A 17769-nucleotide genomic window follows, 5' to 3' on the forward strand; every position below is an offset into this window, starting at 1 on the left:
TCCAGATAACCCCTAGAAATATACAACAGTAAAAATACGGTCATTTTTTGTATATGAAATTGCTAATAACAGGAGCATCCGGTTTTCTTGGACAGTACACCGTTGCTGAAGCACTGCGACGTGGGTTTCAGGTACGCGCTGTTGTCAGACCAACAAGTATTGCCAATCTACCTTGGTGCAATCATCCGGGATTAGAATTAGTCCACATAGATTTACTACAAAAACCAGATAACCTAATCAATGCATTGCAAGGTGTAGATGTCGTAATGCACATAGCAGCAGCCACAAAGGGAGATTTTGCTACCCAGTATGCTAACACTGTTGTGGCAACAAAGAACTTACTGAAAGCAATGGTTGCATCTGGAGTGTGGCGACTGGTGGCTATTAGTAGCTTTTCAGTATTTGACTATTTACGAATTGATTCTGGTGCAACTATCACTGAAGATTCACCCATTGAGCATCAACCTGCAATGCGAGATATCTATACCCAGACTAAGCTGATGCAAGAACAGATTGTGCGTGACTTTGAGACAAAAAATGCTGGAAAGGTGACAATTGTCCGCCCTGGGATGATTTACGGGCGATCGCATTTATGGAATGCTTTGTTGGGTGTTAAGGTGAGCGATCGCCTATGGATTCGCATTGGTAGAAATGCTCAAATACCTCTAACTTATGTAGAAAACTGTGCAGAAGCGATCGTTAATGCAGCTGAAACTGATAAAGCGATTGGTAAAACTCTAAATATCGTCGATGACGATTTGCCAACTCAGAGTGTATATGCTAATCAATTAGTAAAAATAATGCCAAGCTCACCTCATACCATTACAATTAGCTGGACACTCATGCGCCTGCTGGCTCATACAATTTGGCTGTGTAACCAATCGCTTTTAACTGGCAAGATCAAACTACCTCACATTCTAATCCCAGCAAGATTGCACGCTCGGTTCAAACCACTACGCTACAGCAACACTCGCGCCCAGCAAGTATTGCACTGGAAACCAAAATATTCACTAGTTACAGCCTTAGAACGAAGTTCTAGCGATATTGATTTATTGGATATCCAAGTTTCACCTATTTCCATCTAGTAGTCTGTCACACAAAGTATACCGGGTGAATTAACTTCTCAAATTCTCTTTTTTTCTTGTTCTTGGCGCACTTGGCGTCTTGGCGGTTTACTACTCTACCCCTCAAAGTAAGGTTGTCAGACCACTAGTTGATTTGATGAATTTGAATTTTAAATTTTAAATTAAACTATGCGTATTGCTTATCTAACTGGGGAATATCCCAGAGCAACAGATACCTTTATCCAGCGAGAAGTCGCAACCCTGCGAGAAATGGGTGTCGAGGTACATACATTTTCTGCTCGTCGCACAGATGATGAACATATAGTTGGAGTGGAACAGAAACAAGAACGCGATCGCACTTTCTATATTCTGCCTCCAAACCCAATTAATTTATTTTTATCACACCTGAGTTTATTGTTAGCTTCTCCTAAGAGATATTTCAAAACAATCAAACTTGCATTTACAACCAGTCAACCAGGATTACGGGGTGGTTTATATCAGTTTTTCTACTTTTTAGAAGCGGGTATTGTAGCTCAACAAATTAAAAACAGACAAATCGAGCATTTGCACAACCACATTGCTGAAGCTAGTGGTACTGTTGCTATGCTGGCGGCTGAAATGGGTGGTTTTACTTATAGCTTTACGCTCCATGGGCCGTATATTTTTCTGCGTGCGTATCAATGGCGACTAGATGAAAAAATCAAGCGATCGCTATTTGTTTGTTGTATTAGTTACTATGCTCGTAGCCAAGGGATGATTTTTGCACCCACTGAAAAGTGGAACCGAATGCATATTATTCATTGTGGTATTGATCCAGGATTATTTGATGTGGTTTCTCACAAGGAATCAGGAAAACGTCTACTATTTGTGGGGCGATTGGCGGAGGCGAAAGGATTACCAATCTTACTTGAAAGTCTAGCTTTATTAAAACAAACTCATCCAGATATTGTCTTAACAATCGTTGGTGATGGTCCAGATCGTCAAAAGTTGCAACAATTAACTTTCCAGTTGAAATTAACTGAAAATGTCAATTTTGTTGGTTATAAATCTCAAACTGAGGTACGCGACTATTTTCAACAAACAGATGTTTTTGTAATGTCTAGTTTTGCAGAAGGAATACCAGTAGTCTTAATGGAAGCAATGGGAGCTGGTGTACCTGTAGTCGCTACTCAGATAGCAGGAATCAGTGAATTAGTGGAAAATGGTGTTAATGGCTACTTAGTTCCTCCTGGTGAAGCAAATATATTAGCAGAATACATAGAAAAATTACTGAACAATCATTTAATCAGAGCTAAATTTAGCACAGCATGTCGAGCTAAAGTCGAAAAAGACTTTAACATTCACTATGAAGTTGCACGACTACATCGCCTCATGACAAGTGCTTTGAAAGGTCATGTAGAACCAATTCGTCCGAATTTGCTAGAACATGATAATTCACAAAAACAGGCAATAAATATTAACTCAACAATCTATAATTAGTTTCAGAAATGACATCTATCAAAAAACTAGCCATTCGTGGAGCTATCTGGACTATTCTTGGTTTTGGAAGTATTCAAATTCTACGATTTGGCAATAATTTAATTTTAACTCGTCTCCTACAACCAGAATTTTTTGGTTTGATGGCTTTGGTCAATACCTTAAGAATGGGTTTGGAATTATTCTCAGATATTGGTGTTGCTCAAAATATAGTTAATAATAAAAGAGGCGATGAACCTACTTTTCTCAATACTATTTGGACTCTCCAAGTCATTCGTGGTGCAGTAATTTGGATTCTTGGTTTAATTCTTGCTTTTCCAATTGCAAATTTTTACAATGATCAACGTTTACTATGGTTAATTCCAATTGTTGTATTTACTTCATTTATTGAAGGTTTTAATTCTACCAGTTTACACACTCTTCATCGTCAGATGAAACTGGGTAAACTTTCCATTTATGAACTTCTTTTTCAAGTTTGTTATTACTCAACTTTAATTTTTTTGGTTTGGTTACATCCAAATATCTGGTCTTTAAGTATCGCCATAGTAATTTCAGGGATATATAAATTAGTGAGTAGCTACTGGTTAATCCCAAAATATTCTAATCACTTTGAATGGGAGCCAAAAACAGTAAAAGAAATTCTTTCGTTTAGTAAGTGGATGTTTATTGCATCAACATTAATGTTTGCTGCTGAACAAACTGACCGCCTTGTTTTGGCTAAGTTATTGTCATTTGAAATTTTAGGTGTGTATACAGTAGCCTATACTCTAGCTAGTATCCCTAGAGATGTGATTAGACAACTTAGCTTTAGAGTGATTTTTCCTGCAATCTCCCAACAATCTCACTTACCAAGGGCTACTTTGCGGCAAAAAATTATTCCTCAACGGCGATTAATATTATTAGCGTCTGCAATTATATTGGCAATGTTAATCACTGTTGGAGATTTAGTAGTTTCATCTTTATATGATCGAAGATACGCTGCTGCAACTTGGATGATGCCTATTTTATGTAGTGGAATTTGGTTTTCTTTGCTATTTTACACTACTAGTCCTGCTCTGTTAGCAATTGGTAAACCCCTGTATTCAGCCCAGAGCAATTTTGCTAGATTCGGAATCATAGCTTTGGGTGTACCTTTAGCCTATCAAAGCTTCAGCGTCTTAGGAGCAATTATTGTCATTGCATTTAGTGATTTGCCTTTATACATAGTTAATCTCTATGGACTCTGGCGAGAAAAACTTTCTTGTTTTATTCAAGATATTCAAATTACTGCATTTTTTATCGGCGTACTAGCTTTATTTCTAGCAATTAGGAGTTGTTGGGGATTTGGTTTACCAATTCAATCATTATTATAGGACTCATATTTGATTTCTGAAATACACGTAGGGGAGGCAAAAAGGGGTGTAGATTTTCTTCCCCCTTTATTGCCGTTGTGTTACGCCAAAGGCTAATACCATTTCACGTTAATCGCGATACATATAAATTTTGTTCCAGACGCGATATATCGCGTCTCTACGGGTCTGTATTTGTATCAGATTTTTTACTTAAATCATGCGGAGGATAAAAATGATAAGAATTTTAAGTAAAGTATATGATCATCGTGATTCGGACTCGTGGGCTAATAGTCTCAGAAAACAGCGTTTCTCTTTGTTTACATCTATTTTGGAATCACTGTCCTTACCTATAAAAATACTCGATGTTGGAGGAACAGTAAAATTTTGGGAGAACACAGGTTTGCTGGATCAAGAAAAGAAAAACATAGACATTACTCTACTAAATTTAAGCTTTCCCACAATCAACTCAACATACACAAATATCAAGCAAGTTGTTGGAGATGCAAGGAACATGGTAAATTTTTACTCCAATGAATTTGATATAGTTTTTTCCAATTCTGTAATTGAACATGTAGGAAGTTATCATGAACAGCGCCAAATGGCTAATGAAGTAATGAGAGTGGGTAAAAGATATTATGTTCAAACACCTTATCTTTTCTTTCCGATTGAACCCCACTTTATTTTCCCTTTCTTTCAGTTTTTTCCCTTAAATCTTCGGGTATGGCTACTAACTAATTTTTCCCTTGGATGGTATGGTAAAGTGGCTCCTCAGCATGAGGCTAGAGAGATAGTTACTTCAATTAGGCTGCTCAGTCAGAGAGAATTTGTAAATCTGTTCCCCGAAGCGAAACTTTACAAAGAAAAGTTGCTTGGTTTAACTAAGTCTTTGATAGTCTATGGAGAATGTCCCTAAGTCAGGGATTTTTTATCTATAGGTAGTATATTGATAGAGTGTTCAGATCCCCGACTTTTTCAAAAAGTCGGGGATCTTATCGTTTACGCATGATTTACTAAGATTGAGTCTTTTATACTCAGAACTTACGCAAAAATCGCCAAGACGCCTTATACCATTTCACAAAAATCTTGATACAAATACAGGTGTGTACCAGACGTAGCATTGCTACGTCTGGTACAAGATTCATATGTATCGCTATTAACGTGAAATGGTATAAGTCCTAATTATCTTGAAAGCAATCGGGCGTTTAATGCTTTGGTGATGCGATCGCTTGTTTCTTCAAGATGAGCTAGTGTATAAATATCAAGATTTTCATTTTGGTACTTCAGGCTAGTATCAATGGCTTGGCGTAGTTGGCGCAATTCAAACCAAGCTAGTGTTCGCCCATCTTCTGGTACATCTGTAGTACGCAACACCATATCGAGCAAAATATCTAAGTGTTCTCGCTGCAAGGAACGACGGATACTAGAAATTGGTTTTGCTTTTCTAGCATCTACAACTTCTGTCCAAATGTCTTTTTGCAGAGTGTTGAACAATTCTGGCATGGAAAGCGCTTTTCCGGCGGTTGTTTTGAATTCGATATCCCTCAGACGGTTAAGGCGATCGCTATCTAAAAGCGATCTTAATATAACACCTTGAAAACGCTGAATACGTTCGTGAATTGGATAATCAAGGCGAGATACAGGTATAAAGTTACCCCAGTGTTGCCAACGTGAAGGTGCTAGCTGATTCAATAATTGTGGCGAAAAACTGAAAGCATCCTCAGCAAATACATATTCTTGCAGTTTTGCTAATACCTGACGTTGCTGTTCTAGAGAAACTGCTACAAAACTGGGGCGCATATTTTCATCAGCATGATGACGCTCAAAAGATTGTCCACCTATATATTGAGTCAACAAAGACGCATTCCGAAAATAATATTTGAGAATGCTGTTAAACAAGACCCGCAAGTTACTATAACTTTCTCCTCTTACAGGGTAACGCTGATCAAGACGCTGCCACATAGCGCGAGCATTATCCATTTGCCATTGGGAATAAACTAGCACATCACTACTTATATCCCAAACATTTGCCAGAGGATTGATATCCCAGATATCTTCATCTGTTGCGTAAGATAATTCTGGTTGCAAAGACGCCAAAGCAATCTTTTCCAAAAACTCTTTTTCAGCTTCGGGAATTACTGTTTCTGCTGTCAAATTTTGGTGAGGTTTGTAACCATACTCAATTGCCCATTCATCGTAAGGGCCAACAACTGTGGGAAAATAGTCGCCTTGCTGTGTTCCTTGAGGTGCTATATTCACAGGCAAATAATCCATCACTGAACCGACCAAACCCTTGGTATGAGTGATTTCTGTGTTATTTAATTCCTGGGGTGCTAACATAGTGCTGCCGTGGAAATTGTGACGCAAACCTAGTGTGTGTCCGACTTCGTGAGCAATGAGAGAACGTATATATTGATGTAAGTATTCTTTCATTTGATCACTACTTGGTGTCGCATCTTGCAAAAGTGACAACGCCAGCGCCCCCATCGCTGCTTGGGTTGAAGATTCCATCCCATAGCAGAAGTCAGAATCTTGTTGAGAAGTAGAGACGCGATGAATCGCGTCTGTACAATTGTGATTCATCGCGTCTGTACTTGACTCCATCAAAGCACGATATTCTTGCTGAATTGAGCGCACCATATTAGCATCAACAATAATATCTGCGTCTAAAATTTCTCCTGTTAGGGGGTTAACGCGGGCTGGGCCTCTAGCAAAACCTGCATCTAAAGAATTGAACCAGCGAATTGTGTTGTAGCGCACATCTGCTGGATGCCAATCAGCATCATCTGGCATTTGTCGGACTTCAATCGCATTTTGAAATCCTGCTTTGGCAAATGCTTGATTCCACATCAGCACACCTTCCCGCATGGCGTCGCGATATTCTAATGGCACAGCATTTTCAATCCAAAATATTATTCGTTTTTTCGGTGGAGATAAAGGTGCATTGGGATCAGACGGTTCAAGATGCCAACGATTTATATAACGTACAAATGATTCTTTGCTGTTATTATGAGAAAAATCTTGAAAAGCAGTAATAAAATATCCTACTCTATCATCAGCAAGTCTAGGGATGTAACCATTGTTTTCGGGTAGTTGGGAAAAACTGTAGTGTACTTTTAAAGTTAACGCTCTGCTATCAGGTAATGTAACTAAATATGCTCCCTCTGGTGATGAAAAGCTGTAGATAGATTCAATCTCTAAGTTCAGAGGAAAGCTGTCAATATCACCAAAATATGACCTATTTTTTTCCAGGTGGTAATCAGCCCGCAAATAATATTTTAATAAAGAAGTTAATCCGGGAAAATCCTGTATCAGTAAGTCATTGAGGTCAATCAGAATATTTTTATTATATGGATCAATACTGTCAATTTCCAGAGCATAAAGAACTGAATCACTAAATGAGCGAGCAAGCGATCGCAATTCTGGTTCATCTTGTTCTGTACGGAATTTAACATTACGAACAACAAAATGCAAATGATTATTTACTCGTCGGAAGTAAAACAGAAAATCTTGCAGAGGTAGTCCACTATAAATTCCACTTTCTCCAATCCCAGATTCTAGTGTGACTGTACAAAGATAATTTTTATTAAGTTGTTCTGGCTTCAGTTCCAAAAATATTTTATCGTCTTCCTGACTACGATAAATTGTGAAGACTCCGTCTAATTTATTCGTTCCTTTGACTGCCTCACGAAATCGCCAAAAATCTTCTTTTCTGCTTTCTTTAAAATTATAATCAGTACTTGCTAATTGTTCAATACCTGGTAATGTATTGAGTTGCTGTACATAAATATCTGCCATTTGATTAGCCAATGCATAATTATTACCAAATAGCAAGTAATAAAATAACAATATATATACAGTTAACTTTGCGATCCAGTTATTCATTCTTTGGCTACCTTATGAAGCGCTTTTCTTCTTTACAAGCCGCTTGAGTAATAAAATAGCTATTTTTTATCTTTCATATAGTCCTGTTTTTACTGAATTACTGGCAAATTATGTAATTAATTATTATTTTGTTTTTATCTTCAAACAATTATTTCAGATAGCTTGAATTTATTCAGCCAATCTCGATGTTTTAAATCTGCATAAGCGCAGACATATATAGCAATATATAAGCTCGGTTCATTATGGGAAGCAATAACTAATGAATCTAATTTCATAAGTAACTAGTACCAATTTAATGTGAAGCCACACTAAATGATTAACTCTCTACTCTTGGCGTTTTACCGTTTCGTATTAATCCTAAATTCTACGTTAACCACAATAAATGTCTGTGGCTAATGTTACAGCATAATATTCAACATTAGAGTATAGTCTTTTTTTGATTTCAGCAGAAAAAAGTTTTTATTGCTAACTTCCTTTAAAAAAGTAAACCCAATTCCTTGCTGTTCACATGAGCCTAATGGATGAGATTTTGACGAGTATTACATCTAGTTAATATTAAAGTGATGCTCACGGTTAACTTCCATCAATGAGAATAGATAAAGCTTGACGAGCATATTTTGCTCCTGCTGGAGTTCCTTCAATTGTTGCCATCAGACTAGCACCACCAATTAATAGTAAGTATTGCTGAGAGAATGCTTCTGGATTACTAACTTCGGCTTCTGTTGCTAGTTTCATAATGTGAGTGCGGATCGCTTCACGTAACGATACAGAAATATAATGAGCGGGATGATTTGCATCAGCAATTTCTAGGACTGCATTAATAAATGGACATCCGCGAAAATCTGGTTGAGCATACCACTCTTCCATCACATCAAAGGTTGCGAGTAGTTTTTCTTTAGGTGTTTTCCCTCGCTCCTCAACAGACTTTTGAAACCACTGCAACCACTGCTTTTCGCGATCGCGCATTACCTCTAATATAAGTTGCTCTTTTGAAGGAAAATATTTATAAAACGTCCGTTTGGCGACGTCGGAAGCAGCGATTACCTCATTAATCCCGACGTGCTGAATCCCCTTTTGGTAAAAAAGCTGGGAAGCAGTTTCGAGAATGCGATCGTAGATTTTATTAGTTTCTGGTGCCATAGATAGATCATTTAGTAGACAATATTGTCTACTTAGGATACTCTACTCAAAGTGACAAGTGTGTAATTAGCATTTTTGACAGGGTTTTTACCCTTCGACAGGCAACGTCGATAGTACCAATACTTAAAACATACAGCACAATGGAATTCACTATTTATACTCTCGAAACAGCACCAAGAGAATCTCAAGAAGCTCTGCACCATGTTAAGGAAACATTTGGCTTCATTCCCAACCTAGAGGGTATCTCTGCTGAAGCACCTGCACTTTTGCAGGGTGGTATGGCTCTATGGGATATTTTCAGCACAACCAGCTTTAGTCCAATCGAGCAGCAAGTAGTCTACCTGGCAGCAAATTATGAAAATGACTGTCACTACTGTATGGCAGCACACTCAGGCTTGGCAAAAACGGTTGGGATGTCCACCAAAGATATAGACGCTATGCGAAATGGTGAACCCCTGCAAGATCCAAAACTCCAATCACTCCGGGAATTTACTCAGCGAATGGTACAAACTCGTGGTTGGGTATCTGACGAAGAAATCGAAACATTTATGAAAGCTGGTTACACAAAGCAGCAGGTTCTGGAGGTAATTCTCGGTATCGCTGTGAAAGTTATTCACAATTATACCAATCACATTGCTCAAACGCCACTTGATAAAGAGTTTAAACCTCATGCTTGGTCAAAACCTAGCGTGTAAAACAGCATCACAGTCTCGTTAAGTATGAACCAACAATCCCCCCGCCTTTAGGCAGGAGGGGAGTGTCAACTAAGCTTGCTTTAACTCGTTGGATGAGGCTGATTCTGTTTTTTCTAATTCTACCTTCTCTGATTTTGGCTCACTTGTTTGTTGTTGCACTTGGTTAAGATGAATGTTATTTACTTGAATAATAAAGTATTCCAGTGCCTGACTTGCTTTTTGTTGCTGTTGTAATTCATCAGACACATCATAGCAACGATAAGGTGGAGTCACTCCTAGTATAAATTTCTCTTGTTCAGCCTCTAACAATTCAACAGCTGTATTCGCAGAAATTGAGTTTTCTTGGAAAGGAAAAGAGGTGACTATACTAGCAACAATAGAAGCAAGGGCTGGGCAGAGTACTGGAAGCCACTTGAGCCAAGCTTGTCCTGCTTCTAACTTATCTACCAGAACTAAGATTGGTGTAACTCCTGATAAAATGACTGTTCCAATTTGCAAAGTATAATAAAGATTTCTCGATACATTGCGAATTCTTTTGTAATCATCAATCAAGTCTTGACTGTATTGTAAAGCCTTTCTTCTTGTTAAAGTAAGTGTATTTTGATTCCAAGAATTATGATTATTTAAGAGATAAGTATATATTTCAGCTTTCCTGGTAATATCAGACAGATTTGCAGAGTTTTTAGAGTTTTGAAAAAGTTGTCTATTGATCAGTAACAAGAAAAACAAAATAATTAGAGAAACTGCTCCTGCACTGACGATGGTTTTATCGTTTTGGAAAAAAATAACCAAGATACCAGATGAGAAAAAACCTGCAAGTAGTAAGTACTCAATTACCTTAAAGGTAAACACTTTTTTTTGACTTGATGAAGAGGAGTAATCATCAATTCTGTCAGAATATAAACTCTGGTTTTTCTGCTCAAGATTAGTTAATTCAGAAGTAGTCATTTATTCTTAGCTCAATTACTTACAACTTAAATCTGATAAATTGCAATTCACCTAATCATTTGTACTCTATAAGGTGAGTAAAATGATTACTTTTACTCACCTATGGAATAGTTCATTTGATAATCACTTATGCAAAGCTCTATGAAATTAAGGTTTCAAAGTCAGCAACTAAGCTTTAAATAACCATGTTAAAGTCACTTTTCAAATAATCTCAAATTTATTCACAATATGCAATGACAGATAAGACAGTTAAGAAGACAGTTAAGACACTTAAGACATTTAAGAGAATATTATACCTCTTGCAAAAGTCGAATTGACCCCCTCAATCTTCCCCTTCACGGAGGGAAGATTTAGTTCCCTCCCCATTTACCAGGAGGTTTAGGGTAGTGTATGACAACAACTTTGTTACCAAATTTTGAGTAAAATTAAGTAAGTCAGCAGAAATCAACCTAACTTTGTTACGGAAAGTAAACAACCCCAAAAAGTACAGACGGGATGTTCCTTGCGTCTCTACCAATAACCAATGAGAAATGAAAAATGACAAATGGCGATCGCACAGTATCATTATTATATATTCCTAGTAGATGATACCAAGCTAAATACTTAAATTTAATTTGCTGTATCGGTAATTAGTAATGAACCTATTAAAAATTAAATACCAGCAAAATTATTAAACAAACGAGTAGAGGATAAACAAATGAAATTTGGGATAGATAGCGGACATAATTGTCCACCAGACACGGGTGCGAGAGGAATTAAAATTGAGGATAATCTAACTTTAGATGTAGGTAACAGAGTTATATCTAAGTTAAAAGCTTTAGGGCATCAAGTTGTAGTCTGTAAACCAGACAGAGCTTCAACAGTGGGGGAATCCCTGAGGAAGAGATGTGATATAGCAAATGCTAATAAAGTAGACCTTCTCGTATCCATTCATTTTAATGCCTTTAATCGCCAAGCCAATGGTACAGAAGTATTTGCAGTTAGCGATACAGGCAGAAAATTTGCCAAACCAGTATTAGATGAAATCGTAAAATTAGGCTTTTTTAATCGCGGCGTCAAAAATGGTAGTCACCTTTTTGTCCTGAGAAATACCAATATGGTTGCAATTTTAATAGAATGTTGCTTTATAGATTCACAAAAAGACATGAATCTGTATAATCCAGAGGCAATGGCGAATGCGATCGTCAAAGGTTTAACTGGTCAATTACCTACTACTCCTGTGACTCACGTAGTCGATGAAGAAGAAAATCCAGACACAACTATTAAAAGATTGCAACAAGCTTTAAATCGACTCAAGATCACTGATAAAAATGGTAGATCTTTGTTAGAAGATGGTTTCAATGGTGCTGCAACAAAATCAGCTATCGAAAAATTTCAGAATATTGTTGGTATTCAACAAACAGGAATACTTGGAGAAACTACTTGGAACGCAATTAATCAAATTTTAGCGAAACGAGTTATTAGATTAAATCATGCAGGTGGTGTAGTTGTTAGATACTTACAATTCCGCTTAGGTGTAGAAATTGACGGTGTTTATGGACCACAAACAGAAGCAGCAATGAAGAGATTTCAGCAGCAAAATGGTTTAACGTCTGATGGGATTATTGGTCCGATTACTTGGCAAAAATTAATTGGTTAATAGATGTTGTTTGTTGTTGGTTGTTTGTTAGTTGGAAAAATCAACAACCAACGAGCAACAATTAACAAAGAACATTTAAGGTAAATTTTATGGCTTTTAATATCACTGTACTAAAATTACCAGTTCTCAGACTTGGTTCTAATGGAATCTATGTGAGTGCTTGGCAAAGTTTTTTGAAAGAAGCTGAATATCCGATTCAAATTGTTGATGGAGACTTTGGTCAAGGAACTGACCAAGCTACTCGTCTTTATCAACAAAGAAATAATTTACAAGCCGATGGAATTGTTGGTAATGGCACATATAGTAAAGCTGCTACTCAAGGTTTTATTGCTAAGATACCTAACCTGTCAGCTAATACATTGTTGAGTTATCTCGGTTTTGGTGAGATAGAAGTTAAGGATTTACAAAAGTGTTTGAATCAGATAGCACAACTCAATCCTTCATTAACAATAGATGGAGATTTTGGTAATACCAGTGTTAAAGGTTTAGCTGAAGCATATAAAAAAAGGGATGTACGTCTACGTGGTGAATTAGAGCAAGCTTTGAGTAATGCAACTAAGCAAAAATTGGGGACAGATTTTACTCAAGCAATGGATATATTTAATGCTTATGCAAAAGTACAAAGATTTCGTCTCAGTGGCGCTCATTGGATTGAGTATTTTCCTACAAGTAAGTTAATTGCTGATTTAGCTTCTCCATTTCGTCAAAAAGTCGAAGCATTTCAAAAAGCTTTAGTTGATGCTGGTTGTCAGGTGATTGTTACTGCTACCCATCGTCCCAAAGAACGTGCTTACTTGATGCATTATTCTGCAAGAATTAATCGCCAAGAAATTTCTCCTCAATATGTACCAGCAATGAGTGGAGTTGATATTGAATGGGTGCATTATACGAATGTAGGATCACTGCAAGCTGCTAAAGATATGTTAGAAGCTTATGGTGTTGGTGGTAATCCTGTATCTTTAAATTCTCGCCATATTCAAAGATTAGCAATTGATTGGAATGTAACCTGGGATGGCAAGATTAATATTCAGGATAAAAACGGGAGAGTGGTTAGCATTGGTGAACCGTGTAATGCTGCTTTGAATAAAAATTTATGGAAGGTGGGCGAATCTTACGGTGTATATAAATTGAGTAATGACCCTCCTCATTGGTCAGTGGATGGTTATTAATAACGAAAGTGCAGTCTCATAAAAATCCTAAATCATAAGCCCTTTGGGCAGGCTGCGCCAACGTGAGAGGCGAGATCCCCGACTTCTTAGAGAAGTCGGAGATCTGAGATATCGAACTCAGGTTAAAACAAGAAAACTCAATAATCTATCAAATCAAATTAAAAAATAATGGTGGGTTAGGCTGAAGCCATAACGCACCCTACTGGCGTGGCAAGGCTAAAATGATGCAATAAATCTCTTCTTCCTTCTCTGCGTTCTCTCTCTTGAAAAGCTTTGATCGCCGGAAACCGGCGCACCCTAACGGGAAGCCGCAAAGCGTCTACAAACTTTTCGCTGCTTCCTCTGCGGTTTATTAATGCACTATTTTAAGCTTGCCACGCCACTACACTATATATAAAACAAAAATTTTTATTGGGTATTTACTACTGGCTGTAATGGTACAGATTGACCATTAAAAATTGGTCTATGAGTTTTCAAATCAAATTTATATCCGTGTGGCAAAATATGAAGTCTGGCTCCACAAATTGCTAAAGCTTCATCTCTCAATATTTCGTCAATATTGTTATGTATTACCTCTGATTCATCTACAATTGTTACAGACCCTTCTCCAATAACTTCAATTTGGCTGTCGGTAACAACCATGGCGGTATTTTCATCAATACCAAATCCTAGTACAGCAGGCTGTTGCGCTAAAGCTGAGATTAACCTTCCTAAACGTCCTCTTTGAGAGAAATGTTGGTCAATTACTACCCCAGGTAGAAAAGCTAAACCGGGACCCATATCTACAATTTCGATACGAGGATTTGTTTCTGAATCACCTTCTACAATCATGACATCTGGCATGACCGCAGCTCCAGCACTTGTCCCTCCGACTACTATACCTTCAGAAAAGCGTTTGTGAATAGCTGCATCGATTTCAGTATCTTTAAGAATACTAGTAATCCTTGCTTGATCTCCGCCGGTAAAAAATACTCCTGTTGCTTTGCTAATTGCTTCCAAAGCAGTAGATGAAGAAGCATCATCACGGGTTTCTGTATCAATTATGCGAGCATCTTCTGCTCCCAGGCGCTCGAATACTCTTATATAATTTTCTCCTACTTCTCTAGGTAGTTCTGTCGCTGCTGTCATAATCACAATTCGCGCTTTAGTACTACCAGCACGACGCACAAACTCCCGGAGAATTTGACAGTCTCCCTCTTTATCTTCTGCTCCCCCAATAATCACCAACTGCCGTTTAGTTTGGCTATCTGACATAGAGCCTCCAAGTATGGATTTGTATCACAAAACGAGCCAATAATTACTAATTTTTGAAATCAATTAATAATTATTTATGTTGAATCGGTCAATAATACTCCCGCACTGGAGAATACGGGAGTATATTGGTTCAGAACTGAGTAATTTGATAATTTAATACAGTTTTCTCAGCTATTCTTTGAACAAAAAATCTAATTTACTTGGTTGTTAAACAGCAGATTTACTAGAAAAGTGTGTGCTTCTTCCAATGGTAAATGTCTTGGTTTTCCTTGGAAGACTATTTGATATTCGTTAACATCTGGCCCATCTCCAAAGCCAGAAATTAACTTACGATGAAAAGCTTCCTCAGCTAGATAGTGAACTTCTTTTCTGAGAGCAGCTTTGGTGACATTCATGATTCTGCTGTCTCCTAAGTTTTTTGATTTTACTTGTTCATTTATTATTTATATGTATTTGAGGATCATATTTCACCCTTCAAAGGTTATAAATATTTGGGTATATAAAATAATTTAATTTTTGGGTGGTGGTTGGTTTGTTGGTTTGCTTCCTTGTCCCCCTTATCCCCTGACTCTCAACTTTTATACCCTGGGGTAGCTCAAAATTTTTCTCAATAGGGTTACACTGATGCCTGGATACACAATAACTTTGACAAATTGATTCAGCAGCAATTAGCCGTGAAATAAATTTCCGGCTTAAAGCTTAAACCCATTAAAATGGGTTAAAACCTGAGCCAGTCGGGTTTTAACTGACTTTAGCTTTAAGCGCAAATTTGGATTTAGGGTTAGGTGCAAGCTATAAGGTAAACGCAAATTAGCATCCAGACACCAGAGTGTTTCGTCAAAGGTATATAGCCAATGGTTCAAGATAGAAGTAGCGATGCAGTCCGCATTAATGCTAGAAAAACAGATGCTTTTGATATTTTCAACTTTCAACACTATATTGGGCCGAACCCTTACTTAAATACGGGAGCGCTAATATTTGATTTTACTCTGACAGAGTCTTGGCGATCGCTACCTGTTGAAGATTATGTGGAAATTATAGGCGATCGCTATCCGCAACTCAAAACCGAAACCTATGATTCTCACGCTCAACTGTTTGCACGCACCGTATCAGAAGTAAATAAGCTGGATATGGATTTGCACTTTGAGTGCTGGAGTATTCAACCCAATGGTCGATATACCAGAATTGCTGTACAATCTCTACACGAAGATACTACACGATCTGTAGCTTATTTTGTTTGGGATTGGTTTGAAGCGATTACTCGTGAAGATAATATAGATTTTGAAGAACAATTACGGACGCTGCAAAAAAAATTCCGACTCTCCGCTTACGGTGGTCCCACAATTTACTCTTTATTGCAAACAGCTTCCAAAAAAGCAATTCCGACCTTTCATATATGGGAGGAGAGACTAACACAATACGGTTACGGTAAAAAACAAGTTCGCGGTATCGCCACAACATTTGACAGTGATAGTCACCTAGACTCAGACTTTACTACCCGCAAAGATGACTGTAAAGAATTCTTAAAAATCTTAGGTTTTCCAGTACCCAAGGGTGATATAGTTTTCTCTAAAAAAGAAGCTTTGGCGGTAGCTAGAAAAATTGGTTATCCAGTTGCAGTCAAACCTGTAGTTGGTCACAAAGGTATTGGTGTCACCGCAGATGTGCGAGATGAAGATGATTTAGAAGCTGCTTATGGTAGAGCAGTCGAAGCGATCCCTGAAAATGAGCCTATCCGGATCATCGTAGAAAAAAGTATTCGCGGTAAAGATTATCGCTTGCTGTGTGTAAATGGTAAATTCGTCGCCGCTACCGAACGTTGTCCAGCATCAGTTATTGGTGACGGGTATTCAACAATTGACGAGTTAATCGAAAAAGAAAATCGTAAACCTGCTCGTTTAGACACACCCACCTCACCCATGAGTAAAATTCAGCGTGATGAAGCGATGGAATTATATCTAGAGGAACAGGGTTTGTCCTTAGACAGCGTGATTGACACAGACACAACTGTTTATCTTCGCAAAGTTGCTAATCTTTCTGCTGGTGGTATGAGTATTAATGCTACACACAATGTTCACCCAGATAATATTATTTTGGCACAAGACATTGCCCAGCACTTTCGGTTAGTTTGTCTTGGAATTGATGTCATTTCCGAAAATCTTTCTCAATCGTGGAAGGAAAATGGATTTGCAATTTTGGAAATCAATGCAGCTCCTGGTATTTTAATGCATCTTAACCCCGCCGTTGGTGAAAGTGTGGATGTACCTGCATATATTTTAGAAACCTTTTTTAGGACAGATACTGATGCGAGAATTCCAATTCTCACCTTTAACAAAATTTCGGTGAAAGAATTACAAGAAACTGTTGATCATATTCTTTTACAAAATCCAAATTGGACAATCGGAGCGGTTTGTCGCGGAGGTGTTTTTGTGAATCGCTCCGAAAAATATTTTCATCAAAATTACAATAGTAACGTCTATACTTTGTTGCGGAATCCGAAACTAGATTTATTAATTGCTGAATACCAAGATGAAATTTTAGAAAAAGAGGGTATGTTCTATGACCGTAGCAATTTAGTAGTGTTGAATAATCCTACAGAAATCGAGATGATGTTGATGCGGGATGTGTTGGAAAACTCGACTGTGGTCATTAGAAAAGGAGAGACTATTTCAATTCACCGCCAGGGTTTAATTGAAGAGTATACATTGGGAGAAGATGAACCATTTACTAGGGTTTATTTGAAAGAAATCAGCACTATTTTGTGATTTGATGGTTGGTCATTGGTAGAGACGCGATAAATCGCGTCTGTACAATTGTCATTAGTCATTTGTAGCTGGAGACTATAAGCAATAATCAAAATATTTCTAGTGATCTATCAGATTGATTTTGCTGGGTTGCAAGATCCCCGACTTTTGAAAAAAGTCGGGGATCTGTCTCCTCGTAACCCCTCAGAACTTATGCGACAGACTACTAGTTATCTTGTATATAAAAGAGTATTTTTGAGTAGCTTTGAGTAGTTTAACGGATTTAAAAGTTAAGCGATCGCCAAAACGGTAATTACTGTCACGACTACCAAAATGCTTTTTGTATGCGCCAAAATGCTTTTTGTATGCGCCGAAATCATTTTTGTATGCGCCGAAATCATTTTTGCGCTCGCCGAAATCATTTTTG

At 37.6% G+C, this 17769-nt stretch carries 14 protein-coding genes; 8 read left to right on the forward strand and 6 right to left on the reverse strand.

Annotation, left to right across the window (positions count from 1 at the left end; genetic code table 11):
* Positions 1-53: 53 nt before the first annotated feature.
* The 4 genes from B4U84_RS02975 (at position 54) to B4U84_RS02990 (ending at position 4784) form a co-directional block, all read left to right on the forward strand.
* Complete coding sequence (locus B4U84_RS02975; RefSeq protein ID WP_131115478.1) at positions 54-1085, forward strand: NAD-dependent epimerase/dehydratase family protein; 1032 nt, start codon at positions 54-56, stop codon at positions 1083-1085.
* 168 nt (positions 1086-1253) lie between these two features.
* Positions 1254-2543, forward strand: coding sequence for a glycosyltransferase (locus B4U84_RS02980; protein WP_017311850.1), 1290 nt, complete (start codon positions 1254-1256; stop codon positions 2541-2543).
* A gap of 8 nt (positions 2544-2551) precedes the next feature.
* Positions 2552-3892: an oligosaccharide flippase family protein gene (locus B4U84_RS02985; RefSeq protein WP_131115479.1), complete on the forward strand. Its 1341-nt coding sequence runs from the start codon at positions 2552-2554 to the stop codon at positions 3890-3892.
* Positions 3893-4103: 211 nt separating this feature from the next.
* Positions 4104-4784, forward strand: coding sequence for a class I SAM-dependent methyltransferase (locus B4U84_RS02990; RefSeq protein ID WP_017311852.1), 681 nt, complete (start codon positions 4104-4106; stop codon positions 4782-4784).
* A 266-nt stretch (positions 4785-5050) separates the two neighbouring features.
* Here the strand turns inward: B4U84_RS02990 and B4U84_RS02995 are convergent, their stop codons facing one another.
* Both B4U84_RS02995 and B4U84_RS03000 read right to left on the reverse strand, forming a co-directional pair.
* Complete coding sequence (locus tag B4U84_RS02995) at positions 5051-7753, reverse strand: zinc-dependent metalloprotease (protein WP_131115481.1); 2703 nt, start codon at positions 7751-7753, stop codon at positions 5051-5053.
* A 573-nt stretch (positions 7754-8326) separates the two neighbouring features.
* A complete protein-coding gene (locus B4U84_RS03000) occupies positions 8327-8893 on the reverse strand; it encodes a TetR/AcrR family transcriptional regulator (RefSeq protein ID WP_131115483.1) in 567 nt (188 codons plus the stop codon).
* A 140-nt stretch (positions 8894-9033) separates the two neighbouring features.
* On the opposite strand from B4U84_RS03000, the gene B4U84_RS03005 reads away from it, so the two are divergent.
* Positions 9034-9588: a carboxymuconolactone decarboxylase family protein gene (locus B4U84_RS03005; protein WP_131115485.1), complete on the forward strand. Its 555-nt coding sequence runs from the start codon at positions 9034-9036 to the stop codon at positions 9586-9588.
* Between the two features lie 69 nt (positions 9589-9657).
* Here B4U84_RS03005 and B4U84_RS03010 read toward each other — a convergent pair whose 3' ends face one another.
* On the reverse strand, positions 9658-10536 hold the full coding sequence (locus tag B4U84_RS03010; RefSeq protein WP_131115487.1) for a DUF4231 domain-containing protein: 879 nt from the start codon (positions 10534-10536) through the stop codon (positions 9658-9660).
* Between the two features lie 697 nt (positions 10537-11233).
* Between B4U84_RS03010 and B4U84_RS03015 the strand changes: the two genes are divergently transcribed.
* Both B4U84_RS03015 and B4U84_RS03020 read left to right on the forward strand, forming a co-directional pair.
* Positions 11234-12175 (forward strand): N-acetylmuramoyl-L-alanine amidase, encoded by a 942-nt coding sequence (locus tag B4U84_RS03015; RefSeq protein WP_017311857.1) that lies wholly within the window; start codon positions 11234-11236, stop codon positions 12173-12175.
* A gap of 89 nt (positions 12176-12264) precedes the next feature.
* Positions 12265-13344: a peptidoglycan-binding domain-containing protein gene (locus B4U84_RS03020; protein WP_017311858.1), complete on the forward strand. Its 1080-nt coding sequence runs from the start codon at positions 12265-12267 to the stop codon at positions 13342-13344.
* 408 nt (positions 13345-13752) lie between these two features.
* Here B4U84_RS03020 and B4U84_RS03025 read toward each other — a convergent pair whose 3' ends face one another.
* Together B4U84_RS03025 and B4U84_RS03030 are read right to left on the reverse strand one after the other, a co-directional pair.
* The gene (locus B4U84_RS03025; RefSeq protein WP_044453109.1) at positions 13753-14598 is read right to left on the reverse strand and encodes a cyanophycinase; all 846 of its coding nucleotides are present in this window, start codon (positions 14596-14598) and stop codon (positions 13753-13755) included.
* A gap of 191 nt (positions 14599-14789) precedes the next feature.
* The gene (locus B4U84_RS03030) at positions 14790-14993 is read right to left on the reverse strand and encodes a hypothetical protein (protein ID WP_044453110.1); all 204 of its coding nucleotides are present in this window, start codon (positions 14991-14993) and stop codon (positions 14790-14792) included.
* Between the two features lie 459 nt (positions 14994-15452).
* On the opposite strand from B4U84_RS03030, the gene B4U84_RS03035 reads away from it, so the two are divergent.
* Entirely contained in the window at positions 15453-17363 is a 1911-nt protein-coding gene (locus B4U84_RS03035) for an ATP-binding protein (protein WP_131115489.1), read from the forward strand.
* Positions 17364-17546: 183 nt separating this feature from the next.
* On the opposite strand, the gene B4U84_RS31090 is transcribed toward B4U84_RS03035, so the two are convergent.
* Positions 17547-17769: hypothetical protein (locus tag B4U84_RS31090; RefSeq protein ID WP_207390893.1), on the reverse strand; the 223-nt coding region annotated here is incomplete at its 5' end.

Origin of the sequence: Westiellopsis prolifica IICB1 (assembly GCF_004323185.1) — a bacterium.
In the GTDB taxonomy this organism is placed as follows: Bacteria; Cyanobacteriota; Cyanobacteriia; order Cyanobacteriales; family Nostocaceae; genus Pelatocladus; species Pelatocladus prolificus_A.

Excerpts from the sequence above, each read along its gene's own strand:
- B4U84_RS02975 (WP_131115478.1), top strand. The coding sequence starts at position 54 with ATGAAATTGCTAATAACAGGAGCATCCGGTTTTCTTGGACAGTACACC.
- B4U84_RS02980 (WP_017311850.1), top strand. The coding sequence starts at position 1,254 with ATGCGTATTGCTTATCTAACTGGGGAATATCCCAGAGCAACAGATACC.
- B4U84_RS02985 (WP_131115479.1), top strand. The coding sequence starts at position 2,552 with ATGACATCTATCAAAAAACTAGCCATTCGTGGAGCTATCTGGACTATT.
- B4U84_RS02990 (WP_017311852.1), top strand. The coding sequence starts at position 4,104 with ATGATAAGAATTTTAAGTAAAGTATATGATCATCGTGATTCGGACTCG.
- B4U84_RS02995 (WP_131115481.1), bottom strand. The coding sequence starts at position 7,753 with ATGAATAACTGGATCGCAAAGTTAACTGTATATATATTGTTATTTTAT.
- B4U84_RS03000 (WP_131115483.1), bottom strand. The coding sequence starts at position 8,893 with ATGGCACCAGAAACTAATAAAATCTACGATCGCATTCTCGAAACTGCT.
- B4U84_RS03005 (WP_131115485.1), top strand. The coding sequence starts at position 9,034 with ATGGAATTCACTATTTATACTCTCGAAACAGCACCAAGAGAATCTCAA.
- B4U84_RS03010 (WP_131115487.1), bottom strand. The coding sequence starts at position 10,536 with ATGACTACTTCTGAATTAACTAATCTTGAGCAGAAAAACCAGAGTTTA.
- B4U84_RS03015 (WP_017311857.1), top strand. The coding sequence starts at position 11,234 with ATGAAATTTGGGATAGATAGCGGACATAATTGTCCACCAGACACGGGT.
- B4U84_RS03020 (WP_017311858.1), top strand. The coding sequence starts at position 12,265 with ATGGCTTTTAATATCACTGTACTAAAATTACCAGTTCTCAGACTTGGT.
- B4U84_RS03025 (WP_044453109.1), bottom strand. The coding sequence starts at position 14,598 with ATGTCAGATAGCCAAACTAAACGGCAGTTGGTGATTATTGGGGGAGCA.
- B4U84_RS03030 (WP_044453110.1), bottom strand. The coding sequence starts at position 14,993 with ATGAATGTCACCAAAGCTGCTCTCAGAAAAGAAGTTCACTATCTAGCT.
- B4U84_RS03035 (WP_131115489.1), top strand. The coding sequence starts at position 15,453 with ATGGTTCAAGATAGAAGTAGCGATGCAGTCCGCATTAATGCTAGAAAA.